This is a genomic window from Streptomyces sp. NBC_01481 (genome assembly GCF_026339995.1).
Classification (GTDB): domain Bacteria; phylum Actinomycetota; class Actinomycetes; order Streptomycetales; family Streptomycetaceae; genus Streptomyces.
Genome location: NZ_JAPEPT010000002.1, coordinates 538,432 through 561,973, shown reverse-complemented (window position 1 = coordinate 561,973; position 23,542 = coordinate 538,432). Strand labels below are relative to the sequence as shown.

The window sequence follows — 23,542 nt, the reverse complement described above, 5'->3', positions numbered from 1 at the left end:
GCGCGGCGCTCAGAGCCAGCCGTTGCGGCGGAAGCTGCGGTAAAGGACGAAGCAGGCCACCGCCATGACGCCGAGGACCAGCGGGTATCCATAGGTCCAGCGCAACTCCGGCATGTGGTCGAAGTTCATGCCGTAGACGCCGCACACCATCGTCGGTACGGCGATGATCGCCGCCCATGCCGTGATCTTGCGCATGTCCTCGTTCTGGGTGACCGTCACCTGTGCGAGGTGGGCCTGGAGGATCGAATCGAGCAGGCCGTCGAAGGACGTGATCTGCTCGGAGACGCGGTTGAGGTGGTCGACGACGTCACGGAAGTACGGCTGCATGTCCGGGCCGAACGGCGGCAGCGAGTGGGTGGTCAGGATCTGGAGCGGGCGGTCCAGCGGTGCCACCGCGCGCTTGAGTTCCAGCAGTTCGCGCTTGAGCTGGTAGATGCGGCCGGCGTCGCCGCGGCCCGCGTGTTCGGTGAAGACGGCGGTCTCGACGGCGTCGATGTCGTTCTGTACGGCGTCCGCCACGGTGAGGTAGTCGTCCACCACATGGTCGGCGATCGCGTGCAGTACGGCGGCCGGGCCCTTGGCCAGCTGCTCGGGCGAGGCCTCCAGGGCCTCCCGCAGCGGGCCGAGTGACCCGTGCCTGCCGTGCCGGACGGTGATCACGAAGTCGGGCCCGGTGAAGACCATGAGCTCGCCGGTGTCGACCACCTCGCTGGTGGCGGTGAGCTCCTCGTGCTCGACATAGCGGCAGGTCTTGAAGACGGCGAAGAGCGTGTCCTCGTACCGCTCCACCTTGGGCCGCTGGTGGGCCTGCACCGCGTCCTCGACGGCCAGGGGGTGCAGGCCGAACAGCTCGGCGATACCGGCGATCTCCGTCTGCGAGGGCTCGTGCAGCCCGATCCACACGAAGCCGCGGCCCGTCTTGCGGACCCGCCGCAGCGCCTCGTCCACGGGGGCACCATCGGGCTGCCGTACGCCGTTCTCGTAGATCACGCAGTTGACGACGGTGCTGCCCAGGGGGGAGCGGGACGGGTGAGAGAGGTCCACCGTCCTGCGGTAGGCGCGGCGCACCGCACGGCGGAGATTGCGGATCATCGGCACAGCTGGGCTCCTTCGGACAATCGTCCGCCAGTGTGCCATCGGTCGCGCCGGCGCAGAGTGCCGCCTCTCGCTCCGGGTCAGCCGCAGCTCAGCGTCGGGGCCGCCCAGTCCGCGTGGTCGTAGTCGATGCCGTCGCCGCTGTCGGTGACGACCAGCCTGACCTCCAGGCCGCCGGTGAGATCCGCGGTCAGCTGTCTGGCCGCGTCGGCTCCGGTGACGCGGCCGCTGTCGGCGACCAACGCATCGTCCCGGTAGATCCGGAAGACCACGGAGCCGTTCGTACCGCCCGCCTCGTCGTCGATGCCGACACCGGTGGTCAGGGCCGAGCAGCCGCCGCCGAGGTAGTACGTGATCGTGGAACCCGCGTGGGTGCCGAAGCCCTTGGCGTAGGCCGTGCCGCCCACGGTGAGGGTCCTGCCGTCGCCCGCGGGCTTCTCGCCGTTGCTCAGGTCGCGTTCCACCGGCCCCCAGCCGTTGACCGCCGACGTCCACGACAGGTCGCTGAGCGCATGCGTCCCGGCGGCCGGGCCGTTGCCGCAGACGAGCCTGGCGTCCGCCCAGTCGGTGTGGTCGTAGTTGATGCCGTCGCCGCCGTCGGTGACGACGAGCCGCAGTTTCGTACCGCCGGTGAGGTCGGCGCTCATCCGCTTGGGCGGATCGTTCGCCGTCCGCAGCCCGCTGTCCGCGAGCAGGGCACTGTCTCTGTAGATACGGAAGACGGCCGAGCCGCCCGCCGTCGACTCGTCGTCCACGCCGACGTCGACGCTGAAGGACCGGCAGGTGCCGCCCAGGTGATACGTGAGGTCGCTCGCCGCGTGCGTGCCGAGGCCCTTGGCGTACGCCGTCCCGCCGATGGTGAGGGTCCTGCCGTCTCCGGCGCGCTGTTCGCCGTTGCTGCGGTCGCGCTCGACCGGCCCCCAGCCGTTGATCGCCGATGTCCACGGCAGATCGCTGAGCTGGTTGACCCCGGCCGGGGGCGGTACGGGAGCGCCCGGCGTCACGCGGTACATCACGGTGCCGTGGGCGGGCACCGAAGCGCTGATGGCACCCGTGGTGGTGCCGGTCTGCTTGGACCAGAGGTCTTTGAGCGCGTACGAGGAAGCACCGCCGATCCCGATCGCGTCGACGGTCGTCGAGATCGTTCGCGCCGAGGAGGTCTCGTTCGTCAGGGTCACCGAACGGCCTCCGTCCGCCAGGGGTTTGGACATCACCACCAGACCGCCGGAACTGGACACGACGGTGCCCTGCCTGCCCAGAGCGTCCTGGTCGACCGCGATCACGTCGGTGTTCTTCAGGATCGCGAGGGTGGCGGCGGATGCGCTGCGCAGATCGCTGCCGATCAGCAGTGGCGCGGCCATCTGTGCCCAGAGGCTGAAGTGGGTGCGGTATTCGGTGTCGGTCATCCCGCCGTTGCCGACCTCCAGCATGTCCGGGTCGTTCCAGGCCCCGCGCCCGGCATACGGAGCGAGTCCCTGGTTCTGGTGGGCGATGCCGATCATGCTGGACCAGGAGTCGCTGATGTCTCCTGTCGTACGCCATGAATTGCCGACGCCCGCCGCCCAGTTCCAGGGCTGGTTCTCGCCCCACTCGCAGATGCTGTAGAGGATCGGCCGCCCGGTCGCTTCGAGCGCGTCGCCCATCGCCTTGTAGCGCTGCCGTGCGTCGGCGCCGGTGTTGTTGCAGTTGTCGTACTTCAGGTAGTCCACGCCCCAGGACGCCCACAGGTTGGCGTCCTGCTGCTCGTGCCCGAGCCCGCCGGGGAAACCCTGGACGTCACAGGTCTTGGTCCCGGCGCTGGAGTAGATCCCGAACTTGAGCCCCTTGGAGTGCACATAGTCGGCAACCGCCTTGATTCCGCTGGGGAAGCGCACCGGGTCGGGGACGAGGTTGCCGTTCGCGTCGCGCTGCGGAAGGGCCCAGCAGTCGTCGATGTTGACGTAGGTGTATCCGGCGTCCTTGAGCCCCTGCGAGACGAAGGCGTCGGCGACGCCCTTGACCATCGCCTCGTTGAACTCGGCCCGGCAGTGGGTGGAGTTCCAGTTGTTGAAGCCCATCTGGGGCGTCAGGGCGAGGCCGTTGTCGACGGCCGCTGCCGGGGGCGCGGCGGCGACCTGCGCGGTGACGGTGGCGAGCGTCGTGGCCGCGGCCCCGCCGGTGAGGAGGGCTAACGCGGCGGTGACGGCCGCCAGGCGCTCTCTGAGGGTGTGTCTGGTGTGTCGTTCGGTGTGCATGTGCGGCTCCAGAGGGGGTCAATGGCGCACAAACAAACGGGGGCGAACGAAAGTCACCACATCTCAGCGTCGAGGCAGGAACATGTCAAGAGATTGCGCGAGTGATGCCGCAGGTGCGGCACCGGCGGTTGCTCAGGCGGCGTACCGACCCAGGATGTGGCCCATCGCGGCCAGCACGGACGGCTCGACCCGGTAGTAGACCCAGGTGCCGCGCCGCTCCGAGCTGAGCAGGCCCGCGTCCTTGAGCTTCTTCAGGTGGTGGCTGACAGTCGGCTGGGAGACGCCGACGTCGGAGATGTCGCAGACGCACGCCTCGCCGCCCGCGTGCGAGGCGACCGCCGAGAAGAGCCGCAGCCGGACCGGGTCGCCGAGGGCCTTGAACATGGCCGCGGTGCGGACCGCCTCCTGCGCCGTGAGGGGGCGTTCGGTCAGCGGCGGGCAGCAGGGCTCGCCATTCGGCTCCAGCAGGGGCAGCACCTTCGCATTCGACATATGTCTATGTTGACACATGTCGAACCAATGCGCCGGAAGCCGGGGTCTCGGCTCCGTGAACTTATGCCGGAAATAGATGGGAAAGGAGCACAATCTATTCAGGGGGGAACGAGAAACGGCACCGCCCGGAGAGTGATCAGATGCCAGCGAACCGGCCTCTTTCGCGCTACGCCCCGGATCACGGACTCACCACGCGCATGGTGACGACGATGTTCCTGATCGGGCTGCTCTATGTCGTCTTCGTGGGCGCCCTGCTGGCGATCCTGCGGGGCTCCTGGCCGCTCATCCTGCTGATCGCGGGCGCTGTGTTCGTCGCGCAGTTCTGGTTCAGCGACCGGATCGCGGCCTTCAGCATGGGCGCGCGTGAGGTCACCCCCGAGCAGGCGCCCGAGCTGCACGGCGTCGTCGACAGGATCTGCGCGCTCGCCGACATGCCCAAGCCGCGCGTCGCGATCGCCCAGAGCGATGTGCCCAACGCGTTCGCCACCGGTCGCAACGAGAGGACCGCCCTGGTCTGCGCCACGACCGGCCTGCTGCGCCGCCTGGAGCCGGAGGAACTGGAAGGGGTCCTCGCGCACGAGCTGTCGCATGTCGCCCATCGCGATGTCGCGGTGATGACCATCGCGTCGTTCCTGGGTGTGCTGGCGGGCGTGATGACCCGTATCGCGCTCTGGGGCGGCTTCGGCCGGGCGGACAGCAGCCGCGACCCCAACGCCGCCATCGCCATGATCCTTGTGCCGGTGGTCAGCGCCGTCGTCTACGTGATCAGCTTCCTGCTGACCCGCGTGCTCTCCCGCTACCGCGAACTGTCCGCCGACCGTGCCGCCGCGCTGCTCACCGGCCGCCCCTCGGCGCTCGCGTCCGCGCTCACCAAGGTGACGGGCGAGATGGCGAGGATCCCGACGGAGGATCTGCGCAAGGCGGAGCCGTACAACGCCTTCTGGTTCGCGCCGGCGTTCTCCTCGAAGCAGAGCCTGAGCCGCCTGTTCTCCTCGCACCCGACGCTGGAGCAGCGCCTGGACCAGCTGGCCAGGATCTCGGCGCAGCTGGCCCGTCCGTAAGACGCAGATGCCGACGAACTGAGGTACCTCGTGGGACTCCTCGACACCATCCTCGGCCGCAGCAAGCCCGTACGCCCCGATCTCGACCAGCTCTTCGGCCTGCCCGGGGCCGCGATCACCCTCCAGGCCGGCGCCGGTTTCACCCCGACCGGTATCGGATCGGTGTGCTTCGCCAGCGTGGAGGGCGGCGCCTTCGCACAACTCCAGCAGGATGTACGGGAGTTGCTGGACGCGGACACCGGTCGCGGCGGCGTCCCGGTCGAGTTCAGTCAGGACGCGTACGGCTACACCTGGCTCCTCGCCCGCCAGCCCGCCGAGGACACGGCCTCCCTGGTCAACGACCTCCACGCGGTCAACACCCTTCTCCAGGAAGCGGGATTCGGCCCCCAGCTGCTCTGCTCCCTGATGGTCTTCCGCGAGACGGCGGGCGATCGCCCCCTGGCCCTCGTCTACCTCTACAAACGCGGCACCTTCTACCCCTTCGCGCCGCTGCCCGGCGCGGTCGAGAAGCGCGACAGCGCCCTGGAACTCCAGACCAGGGCGCTGCTCACCGACGACCTGCGCATCGAGACGGACCTGGCCCGCTGGTTCCCGGTGTGGGGCGCCCCGGGCCTGGGGGCCCGGCGGACCTGAATCTCACCGGATGTGTCAGGCGTTCACCGCGCGGGTTGGCCCCGGAATGGCTAGCGTGACAAGCGGGGACAAACCATCGAGCAGGAGAGAGTCATAGCCATGGCCGCACTACCTGAGGGCACGCCGTGCTGGGCGGACGCGATGTTCAGCGACGTCGAGGGTGCGAAGAGTTTCTACGGAGATGTGCTGGGCTGGACGTTCGGGGAGGCGCAGTCGGAGTACGGCAACTACACGCAGGCCTACGTCAACGGCAAAGCGGTGGCCGCTGTCGTCCCGCCGATGCCCGGCGCGGAGGGGCAGTCGGCGTGGTGTCTGTATCTCGCGTCGCCGGACGCCGCCGCCACGGCCGCGAAGATCCGTGACAAGGGGGGCGAGGTGCTGATGGAGCCGATGCAGGTCGGCGACTTCGGTTCGATGCTGCTGGCCCGCGACCCTGGCGGTGTCGCGTTCGGGGTGTGGCAGGCGGGTGTCCACGAGGGCTTCGAGGAGAAGGCCGTACCGGGCGCGTATGCCTGGGCCGAGGTCTTCACGCGCGAGCCCGAGAAGGCGGACGCCTTCTTCCCCGCCGTCTTCCCGTACAAGGTGCAGCGCGTCGAGGACCCGGAGATGAAGGATCTGGACTTCACCATCTACAACCTCGGCGACGACACGGTCCTGGGGCGGATGAAGATGGGGGAGGAGTTCCCGCCGGAGGTGCCTGCGTACCTCAACGTGTACTTCACCGTCGAGGACTGCGACGCGGCGGTGGCCAAGGCGACCGAACGCGGCGCGGTGCTCCGGTTCGGGCCGATGGACAGCCCGTTCGGGCGGTTCGCGGCGCTGACCGATCCGCAGGGCGCGGCGTTCTCGGTGATCGACATGACCACGACCGCCGGCGATATGCCGAAGATGTCGGACGTGACCTGAGGGCGGTCGCAGGACCTCCCGCACCTCCCTTTACCTGCTGATCGCGGCGGACCGCGGTGACCGCGTCCGACCGCTCAACGGAGCAGCCCCGGGCCCCAGGTCCTGTCCGGCCGATCTTGCCGGGCTCGCGTGCCCCGGCACGCACATCCGCTGCGTTGTCGTCAGTCGCCGACGCTCCGCGTCGGCTCCATCCTCCGCCTTGCAGCTGCACGCACCAGACCCCGCTCACTGACCCGGCCTGATCGACCGGGCAGAACCTAGTCGGCCCGGGGCTGCTCCGCCGTCGCGGCGAATTCACGGCCCGCACATGCGGGCATCCCGTGCCCGACGCCCGGCCGCCATCCCCCGGTTACACGCTCACGTGACTGATCGTCATGTTCCCGACACTGAGGAGCACATTCGTGAGCAGGCCCCGTTCCGTCCGGCCGGCCGCCCTCGTACTGGTCACGTCTCTCGCGGTGCTCGCCGCGGCCGTGCCCGCCGAGGCGCGTACCCCTGCCTCCGGTTCACTGCCCGCCGTCACACCCCGGGCGGAGACGCCCACGCTGTACGACGACGAGGCGGGCGGCAATGCCAACGCCGACGACCCCGCGATCTGGCGCAACGCCGCCGACCCCGGTCGCAGTCTGGTGATCGCCACCGCCAAGGAGGGCGGACTGCGCGTCTACGACCTCGACGCCCGCCAGGTGCAGTCGATCCCGGCGCCCGCCGGGCCGCGGCCCGGTGACGCCCCGGGCAGGTTCAACAACGTCGACCTGGTCCAGGGGCTACGGCTGAGCTCCCAGAAGGCCGACATCGCCGTGACCACCGACCGCGGCAACGACCGGCTGCGCGTCTACCGCATCGACCGCGACCGTCCCGGCGGACCGCTCACCGATGTCACCGACCCCGCCGCCGCGCCGGTGTTCTCCACGGGCCAGGACGAGATCAACGACCAGAAGACCGCCTACGGCCTGGCCACCTGGACGGACAGGGCCAGCGGCCGCTCGTACGCCCTGGTCAGCCGCCGCAACCGCACCGCCGTCGCCCTGCTGGAGCTGACCGCCCGGCCCGGCGGCACCGTCGGCTACCGCAAGCTGCGCACCCTCGACCTGCCGTCCGCCTTCCGGCTGCCCGACGGCTCCTCCTGGACCCCGTGCGCCGAACCCGGTGAGCTGCCCCAGGTCGAGGGCATGGTCGTCGACCCGGCCAGCGGCATGCTCTACGCCGGGCAGGAGGACGTCGGCATCTGGCGCTTGCGCGCCGATCTGACCGGTCGGCCCCAACTCGTCGACAAGGTACGCGAGTTCGGCATCCCGGGCGTCTACGACGAGGAGACCGAGGAGTGCACCGCGGGAGCCGACCCCGGCTTCGGCGGCAAGCGTCTCGCGGCCGACGTCGAAGGGCTGACGCTGCTCACCGAGCGCGACGGCGACGGCTACCTCATGGCCTCCAGCCAGGGCGACAACACCTTCGCGCTGTACGACCGCGAGCTGGAGGACGACAACGAGTACGAGGGCGGCTTCCGGGTCGCCGCGGCCACGGGAGCCCTCGACGGCTCCGAGGAGTGCGACGGCGCCGCCGTGCTCAACGCGCCGCTGGGCAGGAAGTACCCGCACGGCCTGCTCGTCGTCCAGGACGGCCACGACACACCGGCAGAGGGCGAGCGGGAGGCCACCGGGTTCAAGTTCGTCGATCTGGGCGATGTCATGGACCGCGTCAAGGACTGAGCCAAGGACCGAGTACCGGCCGGTCCCGCCGCCCCGCCAGGAGCGGCCCGGCGGGACCGGCCGGGCGGCTTGCGCCCAGGGGGTGGCGGGAAGCCGGGAACTGGTGAACACTCGCGGAACCCCGCACACGTCGCGCGCCTTCCCTAGGCTGGAACCGACCGGTCCAGGACGCGTGACGAGGTGGGTGGGCCGCCTCTGAGCGCGGCGCGGCCGACAGGGCCCGGTCGGAGGCGAGGGATGATGAAACGTCCGACGAGAGCGCGAGCACGGGGGCGCTGCGGACTGTGACCCAGCGGATCCAGGTTTTCGGCGGGGCGGCGCTGGCCGCTGTCTATGTGCTGGGCAAACAGCACGACACCCTCCAGCTGGCCGAATCGGCCGGGGGCTCCGGTGCCCTGTACGGGCTGTCGCCCAGCTACTCCCTGTCCGGCCGGGCTCCCGTCGTGGACGCCTTCCGTACCGGCCGCCCCCTGTGGCTCAACGCAACGGGACTCGCCTCGTACGGCGAAAGCCCTCCCGAGACCCTGCCCGCCCATGTCTCGCTGGGCGCGCTGCCGCTCGGAGCGAACGGCAGTCCGCTCGGCTGCCTGGTCGTCGTCGACGAGGTCGCCGACGGCTTCGACGCCGAACGGCGCAACTTCCTGGAGCTCTACGCCGACCAGGTCGCCGCATGGCTCGAAGCGGGCGGCGAACCGAACAGTCACGCCATCGGCCGTACGGGCCGCCGCGCGGTTCTGGGACCCGCTCTGGACCGCTTCTCCGTCGGCTCCTTCACCCTGGTCCTGAACACCGGGCAGATCGACGCGGACGACCGGGTGCTCGATCTGGTCGACATCCCCAGGGATGACTTCGACGGACGTGTCGAGACGCTGCTCGAACACACCGTCCCCGACGATCTGCCCGCGCTCATGTCCATCGTCGAGCCGGGCCATATGACCTCCACCGGCCGAGAGCTGGAATTCCGTATCCGCCGCCCCACGGGTGAGCTGCGCTGGCTGCGCCTGCGCGCCCGGCGGCTCGCGGAGCGCGGCGGCAGGCCCGAGCGGGTCCTCGGAGTCGTCGCCGACGCCGCGCATCTGCGGCCCAGCGCGGACGAGGTCTCCAAGGTGCAGCGGCTGTCCGTCGCGCTGGCCGGTGCGATGACCGTCAGGGACGTCAGCCGGGCGGTGGTGTCCGCCCTGCGCGACCCGCTGGAAGCCGACCGGGTGGCCCTCGCCGAACTGGAGGGCGACCGGCTGGTGGTCTCGGTCCTCGACCCGCCGGAACCCGACGCCTGGCCGGAACTGTGGCGTTCGGAATGGCGCTCCGAGTGGCCCGACGCGCCCGCCCGCGCCCTGCCCACGCTGGAGGCCGCGCTGCGCGAGGGCCGCATGAGCCTGTGGACGGCGGGATCCAGCCTGGAGCCGAACCTCGCGGGCATCGGACCCGGCGGCCTCGCCGTGCTGCCGCTCCCCGCCGAAGGCCGGGTGGTCGGCGCCTGCCTGATCGGATGGGACGAGCCGCACGCCTTCGGTACCGAGGAGCGGTCCCTGCTCACCGCGACCGCGGGCCTGGTGGGACAGGCCCTGATGCGCGCCCGTGCGCTCGACGCCGAGCACGAGCTCGCGACGATGCTCCAGCGCAGCCTGCTGCCCCGCAAGCTTCCCCGGCTGTCCGGAGCCGTCGCCGTCGCCCGCTATCTGCCCGCGACGGTGGGCCTCGCCGTGGGCGGCGACTGGTACGACGTGATCCCGCTCTCCGAGAACCAGGTGGCGCTGGTCGTCGGGGACGTCCAGGGACACAACGCGGGCGCCGCGACGATCATGGGCCAGATGCGTACCGCCATCAGGGCCTACGCGGTGGAGGGCCACCCGCCCGACGTGGTGGTCTCCCGCGCCAATCACCTGCTCGTCGGCATGGAGACCGACCTGTTCGCCACCTGCTGCTATGTCGCCATCGACATGGAGGAGGGCAACGCCTGGTGCGTACGGGCCGGGCATCTGCCGCCTCTGCTGCGGACGCCGGACGGCCACACCCGGGAGGTGACCATCGAGGGCGGACCCCCGCTGGGCGTACTCGCCGAGGCGGAGTTCCCGATGACCGCGGTCGCGCTGGCCCCCGGCGCGGTACTCGCCCTGCTGACGGACGGCCTGGTCGAGTCGTCGAGCCTGCACCTGGACGACGGCATGCGCCGCGTGTGCGACCTACTGTCCGCCGCCGACCCGTCCGACGCCGGGCGGATGGCCGACGATCTGCTCGGCGGCTCCAACCGGCGTGACGACGACGTGGCCCTGCTGCTCCTGCGCTACGACGGGATCGGGGTGCGGCCGCTGCGGGTGAGCTGGACCGTGTGGCGACTGCCCGACGCCGTCGCCCACGCGCGCCGCTTCACCTCCCGCACCCTGCGCTCCTGGCAGGTGACGGAGGAGGCCGACACCATCCTGCTGGTCGTCTCCGAGCTGGTCACCAATGCCCTCGTCCACACCCAGGGCCAGGTGCGCCTCGACTTCACACTCGCGGGGGCGCGCCTTCGGGTGGCGGTGAGCGACGCCTCTCCGCGCGCGCCCGTCAAACCATCGAACGTGAACTGGGACGCGACCGGCGGCCGGGGCATCCTGCTCGTCCAGGCGGTGTCGGCGTCGTACGGCTCCGTGCCGCTCAGCGGCGGCAAGCAGGTGTGGGCGGACGTCACCCTGTCGCCGCGCGAGACCTGACCGGCGGGGTGGTGCGCACGCGCGCGGTGACGGACGTGCGCACCCCTGCTGTCCGACGGGCTACGGCTTCCACCAGGCGGCCGAGGCATCGCGCAGCGTGTTCGTTCCGCAGTGCACCTCGCCCATGCCGACGTGATACGTGTGCCAGTCGTCGAGGTACGACACCTTCATGCCCGCGCCCGTGTACGCGGCGGTCACGGCGGTGGTGAAGATGTCCTTGCCGCCGACGACCGGTCCCCACTGCCGCGGAGCCAGATAGCGGTTCCTGCCGAGCACGATCCCGTTGACCGCCCCGGGAACGTAGGCGCTGGTCATGACGGTTTCCGCGGCGGCGCCGCCCGCGCGGTGCCGAGAGAGTTCCTTCTGCTGGCCGTACTCGCGGACCGCGTCCGGTGCCTGGCCGGCGCCCATCCGCGTCAGCCGCGGCATGCTGTCACCGCTCTCCTCGCCCGTACCCCGCGTGTACAGGGCGGGCACCCGCACGACCTCGGCTTCGGTCGCGCCCGTCTCGCGCATGAGCACCGCCAGATTCGCCGTGATCCGCTTCGCGGCCATGGTGTTGTCGGCCACCAGCCACTTCGAGGCGAGTGCCTGGTCGATGGTCTCCTTGGGGGCGGGCAGGTCCTTGCTGCCCGGCACCGAGAACATCCGCGTCCTGCCGTGACCTGCCGCCTTCGCCTCGCGCAGCAGCCGCAGCCCGGCATCCGGGTCGGCGATCGCGATCTTCCAGCCACGCGGGGTGTCGGCCGGGAGGAACTGGACGAACTCGTCCACGTGGCCCACGTGCAGCCACGAGGTGTCCAGGAGCAGCGGGTCCTGGAAGCCCTGGGACTTCAGCAGCGTACGCATGGCCTGTGCGGGCTTGGAGCCGTTGTCCTTGCGCTCGCCCATGATGATGCGCCCGGCGGGGAAGGACCGGCCGCCCTGGCTGTACGGAGGGATGGTCTCCAGATTCCCCATCGAGTTGAGGGTCCACTCCTCCGAGTCACGGACCCCGGACACCTGCACCACACCGACGCCGTTGCCACGCAGCTTCTCGAACAGCTCCCGGCCCGCCGTGCGGTCCGCCTGCGCGGAGCGCAGCATCACGCGCATGACCTGCTGCCGCCCGCCGGGACCGGCCATGCTCACATAGCCGGGCTCGACGAAGTCCTGCGCCCAGATGTCCCCGTACTTCTCGAAGGTCACCAGCGGCTTGGACAGCCCCGCCGTCTTGGCCTGCGCGGCAAGGCCCTTGACGAAGGCCTGCTGCCTGCGCGCGTAATAGTCCTTCCCCGGCACCTTGGTGACCATCAACTGCTGGGCGTTCTGCAGGTGATGGTGGGTGAGCAGCGGGGCGACGCGCAGGGTGACATCGTCCGACGTGCTCTTCCCGCCGGAGGTCACGGTCAGCCGGATCACGGCCCGGCCGTCCCAGACCTTGCTGTCCCGTATGACGTCGGTGCTCTCGACCCCGAGCTCCGCACCGGAGCGCAGCTCGGCGGCGGACAGCCGGGTCTTCGCGGTGACCAGGGCCCAGCCGGTGGTGCGCTTGAGGAAGACGCGGGTGTTCTTGCCGCCGTTGACGACCCGCAGCGCGCCTGTCGCGGTGGCGGGCAGCTTCGTCATCGGCACGGAACGCACCCGCGCCAGGTCGGCCAGGTCGTCGGCGCCGTTCACCTTGGCGTCGGAAGCGTCGTTGCAGGCGGCGAGTTTGGCGTCCGGCAGCGGCTTGCCGCCGGGGCCCTTCACGGCGCACCGCTTGCTGTCGTCGTCGATATTGGGCAGGAAGACCGCGCCCCTCCCGGGGGCCCAACTGTCCTCACCGTCCGTGTCGGTGGCGCCGCTGACATCCACCCGTCCGTCCCGGTTCACATCTGCCCGGAGGTCCACCAATGGCGGCGGCTCGACGGCGAACACCGGTGACACGGGCGCCAGTACGGCCCCGATCACCGTTATGGCCAGTGCCGCGTGTCTCGCATGGCTCGTACTCACGCTGCGTCCCTTCCTGAGGTTCGGGATTCCGAGCCGGAAGAGGGCATGAGAGGGCGGTGAGTTGCCTGTGGGCGCGAGGGATCATCCTGGGGACGTGGTGAGGGGAGACCGGTGGAGGAGGCCGTGTCAGCCCGGGGCATGACGAAGAATCAGGCGCGCTGGGATAAGGGCGGGTTGGACCTCCTCAAACGCCGGAGGGGCTGAATTTCAGCCCGTCCGGCGTTTGAGGACATGCGGCCGAAGGTCGCATTCGGGGAGCTTGGGGGTCCCCCGGACGGAGTCTGGGGGAGGGCGGGTCGGGGCTGTATCGATGTGCGGCTCCGCCGCGTGGAGCCCGCCGCAGGCGCGCGCTCTACTCGCTCAGCCGCACCAGCGCCAGCGTGATGTTGTCCGGACCCCCCGCCTCGATCGCCGCCTTCCACAGCTCGAACGCCGCCCTCCCGTCGTCATGCACCCGCAGCAGCTCGTCGATCACGTCGTCCGGCAACGGATCGGTCAGCCCGTCGGTGCAGATCAGGTAGCGATCGCCCGTCGACAGCGTCGAGGCCCTCACATGGGCCGTGACGGCCTCGAATTCGAGGCGCCCGCCGAGCGTCTGTGTGACGGCCGACGTCGTGCGCCGCCCCGGCTCCGGCGGCGGGCTGTCGTCCACGCTCACCTGGCGAAGCCCGTCCCCGGCAGCCTCGTACACTTTGCTGTCCCCGACGTTGAACGTCAGCAGTGACTCCGCGAGCACGACGGCACCCGCCACCGTCGTCCCCATCGTGGCCAGTTCGGGTCGGCCGTCGGCAGCCGCGTACACCGACTCGTTGCACACGTCCAGCGCGTCACGGAGGGTCGCCTCACCGTCCAAGGAAGGCCCGAACGAGGCGAGTTGGCGGGCGACCAGCGCACTGGCCACCTCACCGGCGGGCTGCCCGCCGAGCCCGTCGGCCACCGCGACGACGAGCGGCGTGCCGAGCGGGAACACCAGGGTCTGAGGGTTCTCGGTCACGGTGCCGCACAGCGTCCACGGCCCGACGACCAGGCTGTCCTCGTTGTGCTCGCGGATCAGCCCCACGTGGCTCAGGGCGGTCACGGCTATGTACGGCACTGAAGGTCCCGCCTCTCAGCTGGGCAGGCGCGTGCTCCTCACCACCATTGTGACGCGGGGGGCGCGCCGGGGCAGCGGGCCGGACCCTGTTCCGTGCCGCAAGGCTCCGGAGTGCCCCTGCGGCAGGGGTGCCATAGCGTTGGTTGAAGTCGTGGGGGCCTTGCGGAAGGATCACCATGCGCAGCTATCCGCCCATCGCGGACCACGGGCTCATCGGGGATCTGCAGACCGCGGCCCTCGTCTCCTCCGAGGGCGTCGTCGACTGGTTCTGTACGCCGCGCTTCGACTCGCCGAGCCTGTTCGCGGCGCTGCTCGACCTTGAACGCGGCGGGCATTTCGCGATCACCGCCGATGCGCCCGACGCCACCGTCCGGCAGCTCTATCTGCCGGACACGGCCATCCTGGTCACCCGATTCCTCACGGCCGACGGGGTGGGCGAGGTCCTCGACTTCATGCCCCTGGACCTCCCCGAACTGCCCACGGCCCGGCACCGCATGGTGCGCGTGATGCGGGTGACGCGCGGCACCGTCCGTTTCGCCCTGGAGTGCAGACCGCGGTTCGACTACGGCCGTGCCGAGCACCGGCTGACCCTGGAGTCCGGAGTCGCTCACTTCAGCGGGCCGGGCGCCGAGGCCTTTTTGCAGACCATAGGAGGGGTGACGCTGGAGCGCGACGGGGAGGACGCAGTGTCGACGGTGGTGCTGCGGCAGGGGGAGCGGGCCGCCGCGATGCTGACCGTGTGCGAACCCGGTGGCGAGCAGCCGCCACCGATGACCGAGCACGACGGACGGCAGGCGTTCGACGACACCCGGGACTTCTGGCACGGGTGGATCCGCCGCAGCCGCTACCGGGGCCGCTGGCAGCAGATGGTTCACCGCTCCGCGATCACGCTCAAGCTCCTGACGTACGCGCCGACCGGCGCACCCGTGGCGGCGGTCACGATGGGGCTGCCGGAGCAGGTCGGCGGCGAACGGAACTGGGACTACCGCTACACCTGGGTGCGCGACGGCTCCCTGTCCGTGAAGGCTCTGGTCGACCTCGGATTCGAAGAGGAGGCCCACGCCTTCCGCCTCTGGCTCGGTGCGCGTCTGAAGGCGGGCAAGACCGTCACCGGTGAGCCGCTGCAGATCATGTACCGGGTGGACGGCGACCCTCACCTCGCGGAGGAGGTGCTCGGCCACCTGGAGGGCTATCGCGGCTCGGCTCCGGTACGGGTCGGCAACGGGGCCGCCGACCAGCTCCAGCTCGACATCTACGGCGAGGCCGTCTACGCGCTCGCGGAGACCAGGAACGTCGTCCTCCTCGCCGGCTATGACGGCTGGCAGGTCGTTGCCGGACTGCTCGACTGGCTGGCCGGGACATGGGACCGGCCCGACGAGGGCATCTGGGAGACCCGCGGCGGCCAGAAGGACTTCACGTACAGCCGTCTGATGTGCTGGACGGCCTTCGACCGCGGTATCCGGCTGGCCACGGAACTCGCCCGCCCGGCCGACGTGCCCGGCTGGACCGCCGCCCGTGATGCCGTGCTCAAGCAGGTGATGGACCGCGGCTGGAGCCGTGACCGCCGGGCGTTCGTCCAGCACTACGGGGACGAAGTCCTGGACGCGTCCCTGCTGTTGATGCCCACCGTGGGATTCGTGTCGCCCAAGGACCCCCGCTGGCTGTCGACGCTGGACGCGATGGACGCAGAACTGGTCTCCGACAGCCTCGTCTACCGCTACGACCCGGCCGCCTCCCCGGACGGACTGCGCGGCAGCGAGGGCACCTTCTCGCTGTGCAGCTTCCTGTACGTGGACGCACTTGCCCGCGCGGGCAGGCTCGCCCCGGCCCGGTACGCCTTCGACAAGATGCTCACCTACGCCAACCATGTCGGCCTGTTCGCCGAGGAGATCGGTCCCACGGGCGAGCAACTGGGCAATTTCCCCCAGGCGTTCACGCATCTGGCACTGATCACAGCGGCCATGTCGCTGGACGAGGAGCTCGACCGGGCGGAGGCATGACGCACCCCTGAAATTCAGCTCAGCCGTCTGGGTGACGGTTGCAGTGAGTCACCGGGGCGCCCCGAGCCGGGGTGGTGATGATGTTCCCGACATCACGTTTCCCACCCGCCTGTCTGTGGCGCTCCCGGTCCGCCGGGGGCGCCACACGCACGCGCGAACATGAGGAGTGGCATTGGCCGCTGAACAGGGCAACGAGCAGGAGATCGGCAACCTGACGCTCGGGGGGCGGATCGCGTCCGTACCGCCGATGCCGTATCCCGTACCGGACCCGGACCAGAAGTGGGATCTGCCGAACGGTTTCGCGCGGGTCTACTACGGCGAGGGCTCAGATGGTGTCGAACGGCCGGTCATCATGGCCGACGGGTTCAATCTGGGCAGGAGCAACCTGGACTGGCTCTACGCGGGACTCGACCGGGACTACCCGCTGATCACCAAGCTGCGGCAGCAGGGCAGGACCGTGATCCTGCTCGGCTTCGACGAGCGCACCGCGTCCATCCTCGACAACGCCGAAGCCGCGCAAGAAGCCATCCTGCGCACCGTCGCCGAGCAGCGGGACAACACCCCGCTGGCCGTCGGCGGGTTCAGCATGGGCGGTCTGATTACGCGTTATGCCCTGGCCCGACTCGAGACGCAGCGTATGGACCACCGCACCGGTCTGTACTTCTCCTACGACACCCCCCACCGCGGCGGCGTGATCCCCATCGCGATCCAGGCGTTCGCCCACTTCATCCCGGGCCAGGAGAATCCCTTCGCCAAGCAGATGAACAGCCCGGCCTCCCGGCAGATGCTGTGGCGGCACTACAACAGCGCGGACGGCTCGGTCCGGCGGGACCCGATGCGCGACAAGTTCCTCGAAGCGTTGAGCGCAGTCGGCGACTGGCCTCGGATTCCACGAAAGATCGCCGTCGCCAACGGCACCGGCAACGGCAACGGAATCGACGTCCCACCCGGCGAGATGGCCCTGAAGAGCACCGGCCTCATCGCCTTCCCCGGCTCCACCTTCTACACCCAGGCCGCCGGCGACGGTGTCACGGTCGCTGAACTCAGGCGACTGCTGCCGCCTGCCTCGAAGACCGTCAAGACCGACGGGCTCCCGGAACTCGACGGCGCCCCCGGCGGCACCCTCGACTCCTACCAGATCATCGCCAAGGCTCTGGAGGAGAAGGGAGGCAGGACCGATCTGCGGCACCCGACGGTCTGCTTCGTCCCTTCGGTCAGCGCCGTCGCCATCCGGGACATCGGCAACCAGGACGACCTCTACGTCAAGATCGACGGTCTCGACCCGGAGGAGAGCGAGCTGGACGAGTTCCTGTGCTCCTCCACCACCACTGCCCACACACAGGTCACCGCCGAACTGTGCGAGTGGCTCCTGGCGCGGCTTCCGTAAAGGACTGCTCCCCGCACACACTGAGCGCTTCGGTTGGCGAACCGCCAACCGAAGCGCTCAGTCACATCCTGTGCTACGACCCGCTGATCAGTTCCTGACCTTGACGGGGGTCAGGGTGAATCCGTTGTTGGGCTTGCCCATGAGCAGGTCGGGCAGCCCACCGCTGAGGGCGAACGTCGACCCGTGGGGACCCGCGGCGATGCCGCTGGTGACGGGGGCGGTCACGGTGTCGGTGACATTCACCGTGGCGTACTTCCAGTCGCCGCAGGGGCGCACCCGCTGGATCTGGGCGGGCTTGCCGGTCAGGAGGCCGCTGCTGACCGCTGCGATGGAGCCGTCGGGCAGCACCCGGATGCCGGCGGTGAGGGCGGCCAGCGGCTTGGAGAGCTCGACCTTCCGTGCCCGCTCGGGGTGGTTGAGCGGTACCCGGACCAGAGAGCCGTCGGCCTTGGCGATGATGAGGCGGTTGTCGGGCGTCCAGGCCACCGCGGTCATCCCGATGCCGGACAGGAAGTTGGGAACGTCGACGGTTCCCTTCAGGAGATCGCTGCGCAGGAGGACCGAGGCGCGGCCGTTGCGGTCGATGCGGAACACCGTGGGGGTGAGCTGGTCGACGGCGTACGCGGTGCCGTCGGGGGCCACCGTCACGTCGGCGATCAGGTGCTGCTTGCCGTCGGCGGCGACCTTGGCCAGATCGGCGTACCAATGCTTCCGTCCGCCGGCCAGGTCGTAACTGCCCACTCCGGCGACGCGGAAGGTGGTCTCCTTGGAGGAGCGGTCGGCGAGGCCGTAGTCCACGTTGCTGGCCAGCACGCGGTGCCTGTCGCGGTCGACGCGGACGGCCTGGACGGACACCAGGCTCGGGTCGTCGACGAGGGTGCGCACCGTTCCGTCGAGGCCGACGGTGGAGATCGTGCTGTGCTTCAGCGAGCCGACGACGAAGTTCTTCGACTGGCGGTTGTAGTCGGCCGAGTGGGGGAACACACCCGGGCCGTTGGCCTTGATGACGCTGTGCGCGGCGTTGTCGGTCTGCTCGATCCGGTGTCCGTCGTGGCCGGGAGCCGTGGAGGCGGAGGCCGTCATGACGGCCGTACCGGTGGTCAGCACTGCCGTGAAGGCGGCGGCAGCGAGCGCGAGCTTGAGCTTCATGGAAATCTTCCTCCGTCTGTTGAGGTGTTCTTCGCGAAAGGCTGTGAGTGAGGGAGCGCGGCGTCGACGCTGCCGCGGACGGCGTTGGAGTCCGGGCGGACCGACTGGGAGATCAGTTGGTGATCTGACGCCCGAGCAGGGCGGCCAGGTGGTCGATCGCGGGGGCATCCGTCGGGGCGGTACGGGACATGGCGAACGGGCCGTCGGGGGCGGGCGGCAGCTGCGCCACCAGACCGCGGGCGAACTCGATCTCCCGCTCGACCGCGGTGTCGTCGAACAGCGCCTTCTGGCCGGTGGCCTGGGCCAGGTCCCAGCCGTGGACCAGGTGCTCGATGGTCTGCAGGTGCAGTGCCACGGCGCCGGGCACCTCCCCGATCGGGGCCCGCACGGTGCGCTCCAGCGCTCCGGGTCGAGCGAAGGCGGCCGCCAGAGCGCCGGCCGACTCGCGGACGGCCGCCTTCAGCGAGGCCGGCGTGGACTCGGTGCCGGCCGACTGCTCGGGGCCCTGCGAGGTGGGCTGCTCGGCCATCACGTCGGTGAACACCCGCTGTCCCGTCACCAGGTGGTCGACCAGCTGCGACACGTTCCAGTCGGAGCAGGGCGTGGGCGCGGTCCACTGGTCTTCGGCGACGGCCTCGACCAGCTGGGCAACGGTGTCGACGATGCCGGCGAAAGCCGTCACGGGGGTTTTGGACATGGGAGATCTCCATTCATGGTCAAAAGGGGGCAGGGCGGGGTGTTCCGGTGGCTCGCCGCTTGCGGGCACCGCCCCGGTGGACATGTCTGTCGAAGGGCACGTCGTGCCCTGGTTGCGGAGGTGGGACGAGCGGGAGCGGCAGCGTCATCGGCGATGGCGTCGGCGACGGCGACGGCGAGGTGGCCATGACACGCGCCGCTCAGGTCACTCGAGGCCCGGTTATCGGCAGTGGGCAACCGCCGGGGCGCTCGTCCGGGTGTGACGCATCGTCCGGCCGGCTGCGGTTCGGTTTCGGTTCGTCAGCCGGGCGGTTGGATCAGGCAGGCGATCGGATCAGGCGTGCGAGGACGTACGGGTGTTGGGGCTGTCGGCCGTCGCCACCTCCCCGGCGGGGTGGAGGGTCTGGTTGAGCAATCGCAGCGCCGCTTCGGAAGCCGATCCGGGCTCGGCCGTCGTCACGACCAACCGGACCCCCTGTCCCCGCGGCACGGGCAGCGAGTGCTGCAGAACGTCCATCTCCCCGACCAGCGGATGGCGCATCCGGTACTCGGCAAGATCCCAGGCCCGTACCCGGTGCTCGGCCCACAGGGTGGCGAACTGCGGGCTCTGCATGGTCAGTTCACCGATCAGGGATGCCAGGCGTGGGTCGTCCGGGTATTCGCCGACCGCCTGCCGCAGCTTGCCCACCACGTCCCTGGCCTTCCTCGGCCAGTCGACGTACAGGTCCCGCGTGTGGGCGTCCAGGAACACCAGCCGGGCCGTGTTGGGCCGCTCGGCCACCCGATCCGGGCTGTCCGCGTCCAGGTGCCCTGCGAACAGGGCGTGTCCGGCGCGGTTCCAGGCCAGCACGTCCGAACGCCTGCCGAGGGCGACCACCGGTGCATCACCGAAGGTGTCCATCAACTGCCGTACGGCCGGGGTGACCCGCTCGGCCGGCAGCCGGCGCCGGCGCGTCTGCTGCCGCCCGTCACCCGCCAGGTCGTGCAGGTGGCGCCGCTCCGCGTCGTCCAGCCCCAGCGCCGTGGCGAGCGCATCGAGGACCTGCGGCGAAGCGTTGAGCGACAACCCCTGTTCCAGCCGCGTGTAGTAGGCCACGCTGACGCCCGCCAGCTGTGCCAGCTCCTCGCGCCGCAGACCCGGGACCCGCCGCCGCTCGCCGTATTCCGGGAGCCCCACGTCCGCCGGCTTCAGCTGGGCCCGGCGCGTTGACAGGAACTCCCCGAGGAGGGATTTGCCGTGCCGTTTGTCGTTCATGCGGTCGAGTATGGTCCGGCTCGCATTTTCTAGCCTGCCACTGCGAGTAACAGGCTCGGAGACCGCGGAGACCAGGCTGTTCGTCCCGGGAAGGGGACACGACGCCCGACGGCTCGGCGCTCAGCACACACCCGTGAGCCAGTCGGTCACCGTCAGGTTCCCCAGTCACCGAAAAGTGCGTTCTTCCCTGCCGGGCACACACTCTCCTACGGTTTCCGAGTAACCACCGGAGAGCGTTTGTGCCTCGGGTTCTGTGGGAGCGAGCCCGCGGGCTCGCAGGCAAGAAAGCAGGCGGCATGCCCATCACCCTGGTTAACCCCGAAGGACTCCCGAAGGTCGACATCTATCGGCAGGTATCGATCGCGACCGGGTCGAGGCTGGTCCACATCGCCGGCCAGGTCGCCCGCGATGCCGACGGGGGCCGAGTCGGCGAAGGTGACCTCGCCGCCCAGGTCGAGCAGTGCTACCTCAACATCGCCACCGCCCTGGCCGAGGTCGGCGGCTCCTTCGCCGACGTGGTGAAGCTGACCGTCTACGTGGTCGACCTGACCCCCGACAAGATGCCCCCGTTCCTGGAGGGGGTCGCCCGGGTGGCCGCGAAACTGGGGGTCACCCCGGTACCGCCGCTCACCGGGGTGGGCGTCGCCGCACTGGCCGAGCCCGACCTCCTGGTGGAGGTCGAAGCCACCGCGGTCCTCGACTGAACAGGGGCTCTTCGCCCGGAGGTGCGTGCCGCTCGATCCGCCGTGCCGGATACCGGAGCGAGCCAACCAGAACGCTCTCGGGCCATACAGAGAGCTCAGTCACACGAAGGCGTGCACTCGGCGTGTAGGACGTGCGCAAGAAATCGAACACATGATTGAATTCCGGCCATGCCCCACGCTGCTTTCCCGCCCGACCTCGTGCAGGCCCAGCGCGACTAGAACCGGACATACGCCCTGCTCGCCGAGCATCAGCTCCACACCACGGTGCTGCGCCGCCGCCTGCTGGACCTGTCCCTCCGGCTTGTCCGGCATCCGTTCTGGGCCACCGAGCAGGGCCGGTCGCCGGCGGCCCGGGTGGAGCTGCGCCGCCAGGCGCGCGCTCAGGAGGAGGAAGGGGAGACCTGTGGTCGATCGCCTGAGCGGGCGGCAGGAGAGCATTCTGCGGTGCATCACGGAGTGGATAGCTGAACACGGCGAGGCCCCGACGATCCGGGAGATCGGTGAGAGTGTCGGTCTGTCGAGCACGTCGTCGGTGGCCTACCAGCTCCGCCGGTTGGAACAGGCCGGGCTGATCAGCCGCAGCCGCCGGAGCTGGCGCTCCTGCCGCATCGGCAACTGACCTGTGGGCCCGGCCCGTTGGGCTGGAGCTCATGCATCGCGGAGCCTGAACACCGCAGCGCCGGCTGGCGGATTGGCCCGCAGCCGGAGCCGGTCATGGCCCGGGCGGGGCCGGAGGCGTACGGCTCACCGTCCGGCCCAGCGCCGCCGCGGCCCGTGCGAACTTCGCCGCGTCCACCACGGCCGCGCCGCCGACGTCGTTGTTGAAGTACACGTACACGTCGTCCTCGTCCGGCCAGGCGTCGGCGATCCGCCCGGCCCAGGACGTCAGGGCCTGGCGGCCGTAGCGCGGCGGCGGCTCGGCGATGCCGCCATGGAATCGCACGTACCCCCATGACGCCGTGCGCCACAGGGGCGTCACCGGACGGGACGCACGGTCCGCCCAGCACAGGGCGCTGCCGTGCCCTTCCAGTACCGCCCGGAGCTCACGCTCCGCCTCCCACCACGAGGTGTGGCGGAATTCGACGGCCACCCGGACCGTGCGGGGAAAGCAGCTGAGGCAGGCGTCCAGAGCCGCGATGTCTTTCCGGAAGTTGGGTGGCAGTTGCAGGAGGACGGGTCCGAGCCGGTCGCCGAGGCCCTCGGCGTGGTCCATCAGCCGGCGCACCGGCTCCTGGGGGTCGTGCAGCCGCTTCAGATGGGTCAGATAGCGGCTGGCTTTGACCGCCATGACGAATCCCTCCGGCGTCCGCTCCCGCCAGGAGGCGAAGATCTCCTTGGTCGGGAGCCGGTAGAAGGCGTTGTTGTTCTCCACGGTGGCGAACTGCCGGGCGTACTCCTCCAGCCACAGCCGCTGCGGTTGCTTGGGCGGATAGAGAACACCGCGCCAGTCCTTGTACTGCCACCCCGAGGTTCCGACGAGCATGGGCATGCTTCGATCCCTGCCCGCGAGAGGCAGGGGCATATCGCCCCATTCGTCCGGCCGGACCTTCGCGAAGCCCGCGGCACCCGTGAGTTCAGGGCGCCGTGAAGAGGGTCGGGAAGCGGGGAGCGAGCCAGGGCTTGCGGCCCCAGGCGACGACGCGGCCCCGGGCGATGGCGCCCCACGGCTCGCAGCGGCCGAGCGCCATCAGCAGGAAGGTGACCGGTTCCGTGAGGATCGTGCAGTCCGGGCGGTCAGGCGGCTGCGGGCTAACGGCCACATCGCCGTCAGTGAACGTCACGCCGAAGCGGGCGCCGCCCCACAGGCGGATCGTGTAGCGGGCGTTCAGCCCCGCGCTGTTGGCGGCGTCGACCACCCGGGGCATGGCCCTGATCAGGAAGGGCAGGGCCAGCTCGACCCGGACGCGGTCGATCATGTGCGGGCGGCCCAGCGCGCGGGCGAGGTCGTAGCCGTGGCCGAGCATGTGCGTCAGCAGGTACGAACCCAGCTCGGCCGGGCTCATCGGGCCCAGCGGAGTGAACAACGCCCCCTCCCCGGCCCCCTCGCCCGCCCGCTCGTCGACCGCCTTGAGGAATGCGGCGGCCTGCTCCACGATCATCCCGGCCAGCGGATCGGCCCCGCGCTCGCCGAACTCGGCGAGCGCGCGCTCATTGGCCGCGGCCAGGCTCTGCGGGGTGCCGTCCCCGTGGCTGCGCTCCTGCCCTGCCACGATGTCGGCCATCAGCCCATTGGCCTGCGCCAGATGAGCTGCCGCCGCCCCGAGGCTCCACTCCGACCCGGGCACCGGAACACCCGTGTCGGCAACCCCGCGCAGCAGCGCGGCGATCTCCTCGGCGGTGCCGCGTATGGCGTCACCGAGCCCCTCGGGCAGAGTGCCTCGCAGGTCCTGCCCAGCCACTGGTGCCACGCCTCTCCCCTCGTCACCGATTCCGTACGGGATCGCCCGCGGTACACAACCAG

Annotated in this window: 18 protein-coding genes and 2 pseudogenes; 9 read left to right on the top strand and 11 right to left on the bottom strand. The window is 70.2% G+C overall.

Annotation, left to right across the window (positions count from 1 at the left end; all coding sequences use genetic code 11):
* Positions 1–9: 9 nt before the first annotated feature.
* The 4 genes and pseudogenes from corA to OOK40_RS13070 form a co-directional block, all read right to left on the bottom strand.
* On the bottom strand, positions 10–1,092 hold the full coding sequence (corA, locus tag OOK40_RS13085; protein ID WP_266480178.1) for a magnesium/cobalt transporter CorA: 1,083 nt from the start codon (positions 1,090–1,092) through the stop codon (positions 10–12).
* Between the two features lie 83 nt (positions 1,093–1,175).
* A pseudogene (locus tag OOK40_RS13080) lies at positions 1,176–1,601 on the bottom strand (NPCBM/NEW2 domain-containing protein); the annotation flags it as partial.
* Positions 1,602–1,634: 33 nt separating this feature from the next.
* Positions 1,635–3,329: pseudogene (locus tag OOK40_RS13075) on the bottom strand (NPCBM/NEW2 domain-containing protein); the annotation flags it as partial.
* A 132-nt stretch (positions 3,330–3,461) separates the two neighbouring features.
* Entirely contained in the window at positions 3,462–3,821 is a 360-nt protein-coding gene (locus OOK40_RS13070) for a helix-turn-helix transcriptional regulator (protein WP_266480176.1), read from the bottom strand.
* Between the two features lie 140 nt (positions 3,822–3,961).
* Here OOK40_RS13070 and htpX point away from each other — a divergent pair, with 140 nt between their 5' ends.
* The 5 genes from htpX to OOK40_RS13045 all read left to right on the top strand — a co-directional run bounded on the left by htpX (position 3,962) and on the right by OOK40_RS13045 (position 10,823).
* Positions 3,962–4,882 carry a zinc metalloprotease HtpX gene (gene htpX, locus OOK40_RS13065; protein WP_266480174.1) on the top strand — a complete coding sequence of 307 codons (921 nt, stop codon included), beginning with the start codon at positions 3,962–3,964 and terminating at the stop codon, positions 4,880–4,882.
* A 30-nt stretch (positions 4,883–4,912) separates the two neighbouring features.
* Entirely contained in the window at positions 4,913–5,515 is a 603-nt protein-coding gene (locus OOK40_RS13060) for a hypothetical protein (protein ID WP_266480172.1), read from the top strand.
* Between the two features lie 99 nt (positions 5,516–5,614).
* Positions 5,615–6,421 (top strand): VOC family protein, encoded by an 807-nt coding sequence (locus tag OOK40_RS13055; protein ID WP_266480171.1) that lies wholly within the window; start codon positions 5,615–5,617, stop codon positions 6,419–6,421.
* Between the two features lie 401 nt (positions 6,422–6,822).
* Positions 6,823–8,130 carry a phytase gene (locus OOK40_RS13050; RefSeq protein ID WP_266480169.1) on the top strand — a complete coding sequence of 436 codons (1,308 nt, stop codon included), beginning with the start codon at positions 6,823–6,825 and terminating at the stop codon, positions 8,128–8,130.
* Positions 8,131–8,414: 284 nt separating this feature from the next.
* Positions 8,415–10,823 carry a SpoIIE family protein phosphatase gene (locus OOK40_RS13045; RefSeq protein WP_266480166.1) on the top strand — a complete coding sequence of 803 codons (2,409 nt, stop codon included), beginning with the start codon at positions 8,415–8,417 and terminating at the stop codon, positions 10,821–10,823.
* A gap of 60 nt (positions 10,824–10,883) precedes the next feature.
* Here OOK40_RS13045 and OOK40_RS13040 read toward each other — a convergent pair whose 3' ends face one another.
* Positions 10,884–12,752 carry a protein-arginine deiminase domain-containing protein gene (locus OOK40_RS13040; RefSeq protein WP_266481633.1) on the bottom strand — a complete coding sequence of 623 codons (1,869 nt, stop codon included), beginning with the start codon at positions 12,750–12,752 and terminating at the stop codon, positions 10,884–10,886.
* Positions 12,753–13,149: 397 nt separating this feature from the next.
* Positions 13,150–13,890, bottom strand: a complete 741-nt coding sequence (locus tag OOK40_RS13035; RefSeq protein WP_266480163.1) for a PP2C family serine/threonine-protein phosphatase — start codon at positions 13,888–13,890, stop codon at positions 13,150–13,152.
* A 176-nt stretch (positions 13,891–14,066) separates the two neighbouring features.
* Here OOK40_RS13035 and OOK40_RS13030 point away from each other — a divergent pair, with 176 nt between their 5' ends.
* The gene (locus tag OOK40_RS13030; protein ID WP_266480161.1) at positions 14,067–15,890 is read left to right on the top strand and encodes a glycoside hydrolase family 15 protein; all 1,824 of its coding nucleotides are present in this window, start codon (positions 14,067–14,069) and stop codon (positions 15,888–15,890) included.
* Positions 15,891–16,062: 172 nt separating this feature from the next.
* A complete protein-coding gene (locus tag OOK40_RS13025; RefSeq protein ID WP_266480159.1) occupies positions 16,063–17,277 on the top strand; it encodes a triacylglycerol lipase in 1,215 nt (404 codons plus the stop codon).
* A gap of 87 nt (positions 17,278–17,364) precedes the next feature.
* Here OOK40_RS13025 and OOK40_RS13020 read toward each other — a convergent pair whose 3' ends face one another.
* From OOK40_RS13020 to OOK40_RS13010, 3 genes are all read right to left on the bottom strand, one after another.
* Positions 17,365–18,426: a hypothetical protein gene (locus OOK40_RS13020; protein ID WP_266480156.1), complete on the bottom strand. Its 1,062-nt coding sequence runs from the start codon at positions 18,424–18,426 to the stop codon at positions 17,365–17,367.
* 112 nt (positions 18,427–18,538) lie between these two features.
* Entirely contained in the window at positions 18,539–19,123 is a 585-nt protein-coding gene (locus OOK40_RS13015; protein WP_266480153.1) for a TIGR03086 family metal-binding protein, read from the bottom strand.
* Positions 19,124–19,456: 333 nt separating this feature from the next.
* Entirely contained in the window at positions 19,457–20,377 is a 921-nt protein-coding gene (locus OOK40_RS13010) for a helix-turn-helix transcriptional regulator (protein ID WP_266480151.1), read from the bottom strand.
* Positions 20,378–20,673: 296 nt separating this feature from the next.
* Between OOK40_RS13010 and OOK40_RS13005 the strand changes: the two genes are divergently transcribed.
* On the top strand, positions 20,674–21,081 hold the full coding sequence (locus OOK40_RS13005) for a RidA family protein (RefSeq protein ID WP_266480149.1): 408 nt from the start codon (positions 20,674–20,676) through the stop codon (positions 21,079–21,081).
* A gap of 403 nt (positions 21,082–21,484) precedes the next feature.
* Positions 21,485–21,700 (top strand): MarR family transcriptional regulator, encoded by a 216-nt coding sequence (locus tag OOK40_RS12995; protein WP_266480147.1) that lies wholly within the window; start codon positions 21,485–21,487, stop codon positions 21,698–21,700.
* Between the two features lie 93 nt (positions 21,701–21,793).
* Here the strand turns inward: OOK40_RS12995 and OOK40_RS12990 are convergent, their stop codons facing one another.
* Together OOK40_RS12990 and OOK40_RS12985 are read right to left on the bottom strand one after the other, a co-directional pair.
* Positions 21,794–22,570: a DUF72 domain-containing protein gene (locus OOK40_RS12990; protein WP_266480144.1), complete on the bottom strand. Its 777-nt coding sequence runs from the start codon at positions 22,568–22,570 to the stop codon at positions 21,794–21,796.
* 85 nt (positions 22,571–22,655) lie between these two features.
* Complete coding sequence (locus OOK40_RS12985) at positions 22,656–23,489, bottom strand: maleylpyruvate isomerase family mycothiol-dependent enzyme (RefSeq protein WP_266480142.1); 834 nt, start codon at positions 23,487–23,489, stop codon at positions 22,656–22,658.
* Between the last annotated feature and the right edge of the window lie 53 nt (positions 23,490–23,542).

Excerpts from the sequence above, each read along its gene's own strand:
- corA (WP_266480178.1), bottom strand. The coding sequence starts at position 1,092 with ATGATCCGCAATCTCCGCCGTGCGGTGCGCCGCGCCTACCGCAGGACG.
- OOK40_RS13070 (WP_266480176.1), bottom strand. The coding sequence starts at position 3,821 with ATGTCGAATGCGAAGGTGCTGCCCCTGCTGGAGCCGAATGGCGAGCCC.
- htpX (WP_266480174.1), top strand. The coding sequence starts at position 3,962 with ATGCCAGCGAACCGGCCTCTTTCGCGCTACGCCCCGGATCACGGACTC.
- OOK40_RS13055 (WP_266480171.1), top strand. The coding sequence starts at position 5,615 with ATGGCCGCACTACCTGAGGGCACGCCGTGCTGGGCGGACGCGATGTTC.
- OOK40_RS13030 (WP_266480161.1), top strand. The coding sequence starts at position 14,067 with ATGCGCAGCTATCCGCCCATCGCGGACCACGGGCTCATCGGGGATCTG.
- OOK40_RS13020 (WP_266480156.1), bottom strand. The coding sequence starts at position 18,426 with ATGAAGCTCAAGCTCGCGCTCGCTGCCGCCGCCTTCACGGCAGTGCTG.
- OOK40_RS13015 (WP_266480153.1), bottom strand. The coding sequence starts at position 19,123 with ATGTCCAAAACCCCCGTGACGGCTTTCGCCGGCATCGTCGACACCGTT.
- OOK40_RS13010 (WP_266480151.1), bottom strand. The coding sequence starts at position 20,377 with ATGAACGACAAACGGCACGGCAAATCCCTCCTCGGGGAGTTCCTGTCA.
- OOK40_RS13005 (WP_266480149.1), top strand. The coding sequence starts at position 20,674 with ATGCCCATCACCCTGGTTAACCCCGAAGGACTCCCGAAGGTCGACATC.
- OOK40_RS12990 (WP_266480144.1), bottom strand. The coding sequence starts at position 22,570 with ATGCCCATGCTCGTCGGAACCTCGGGGTGGCAGTACAAGGACTGGCGC.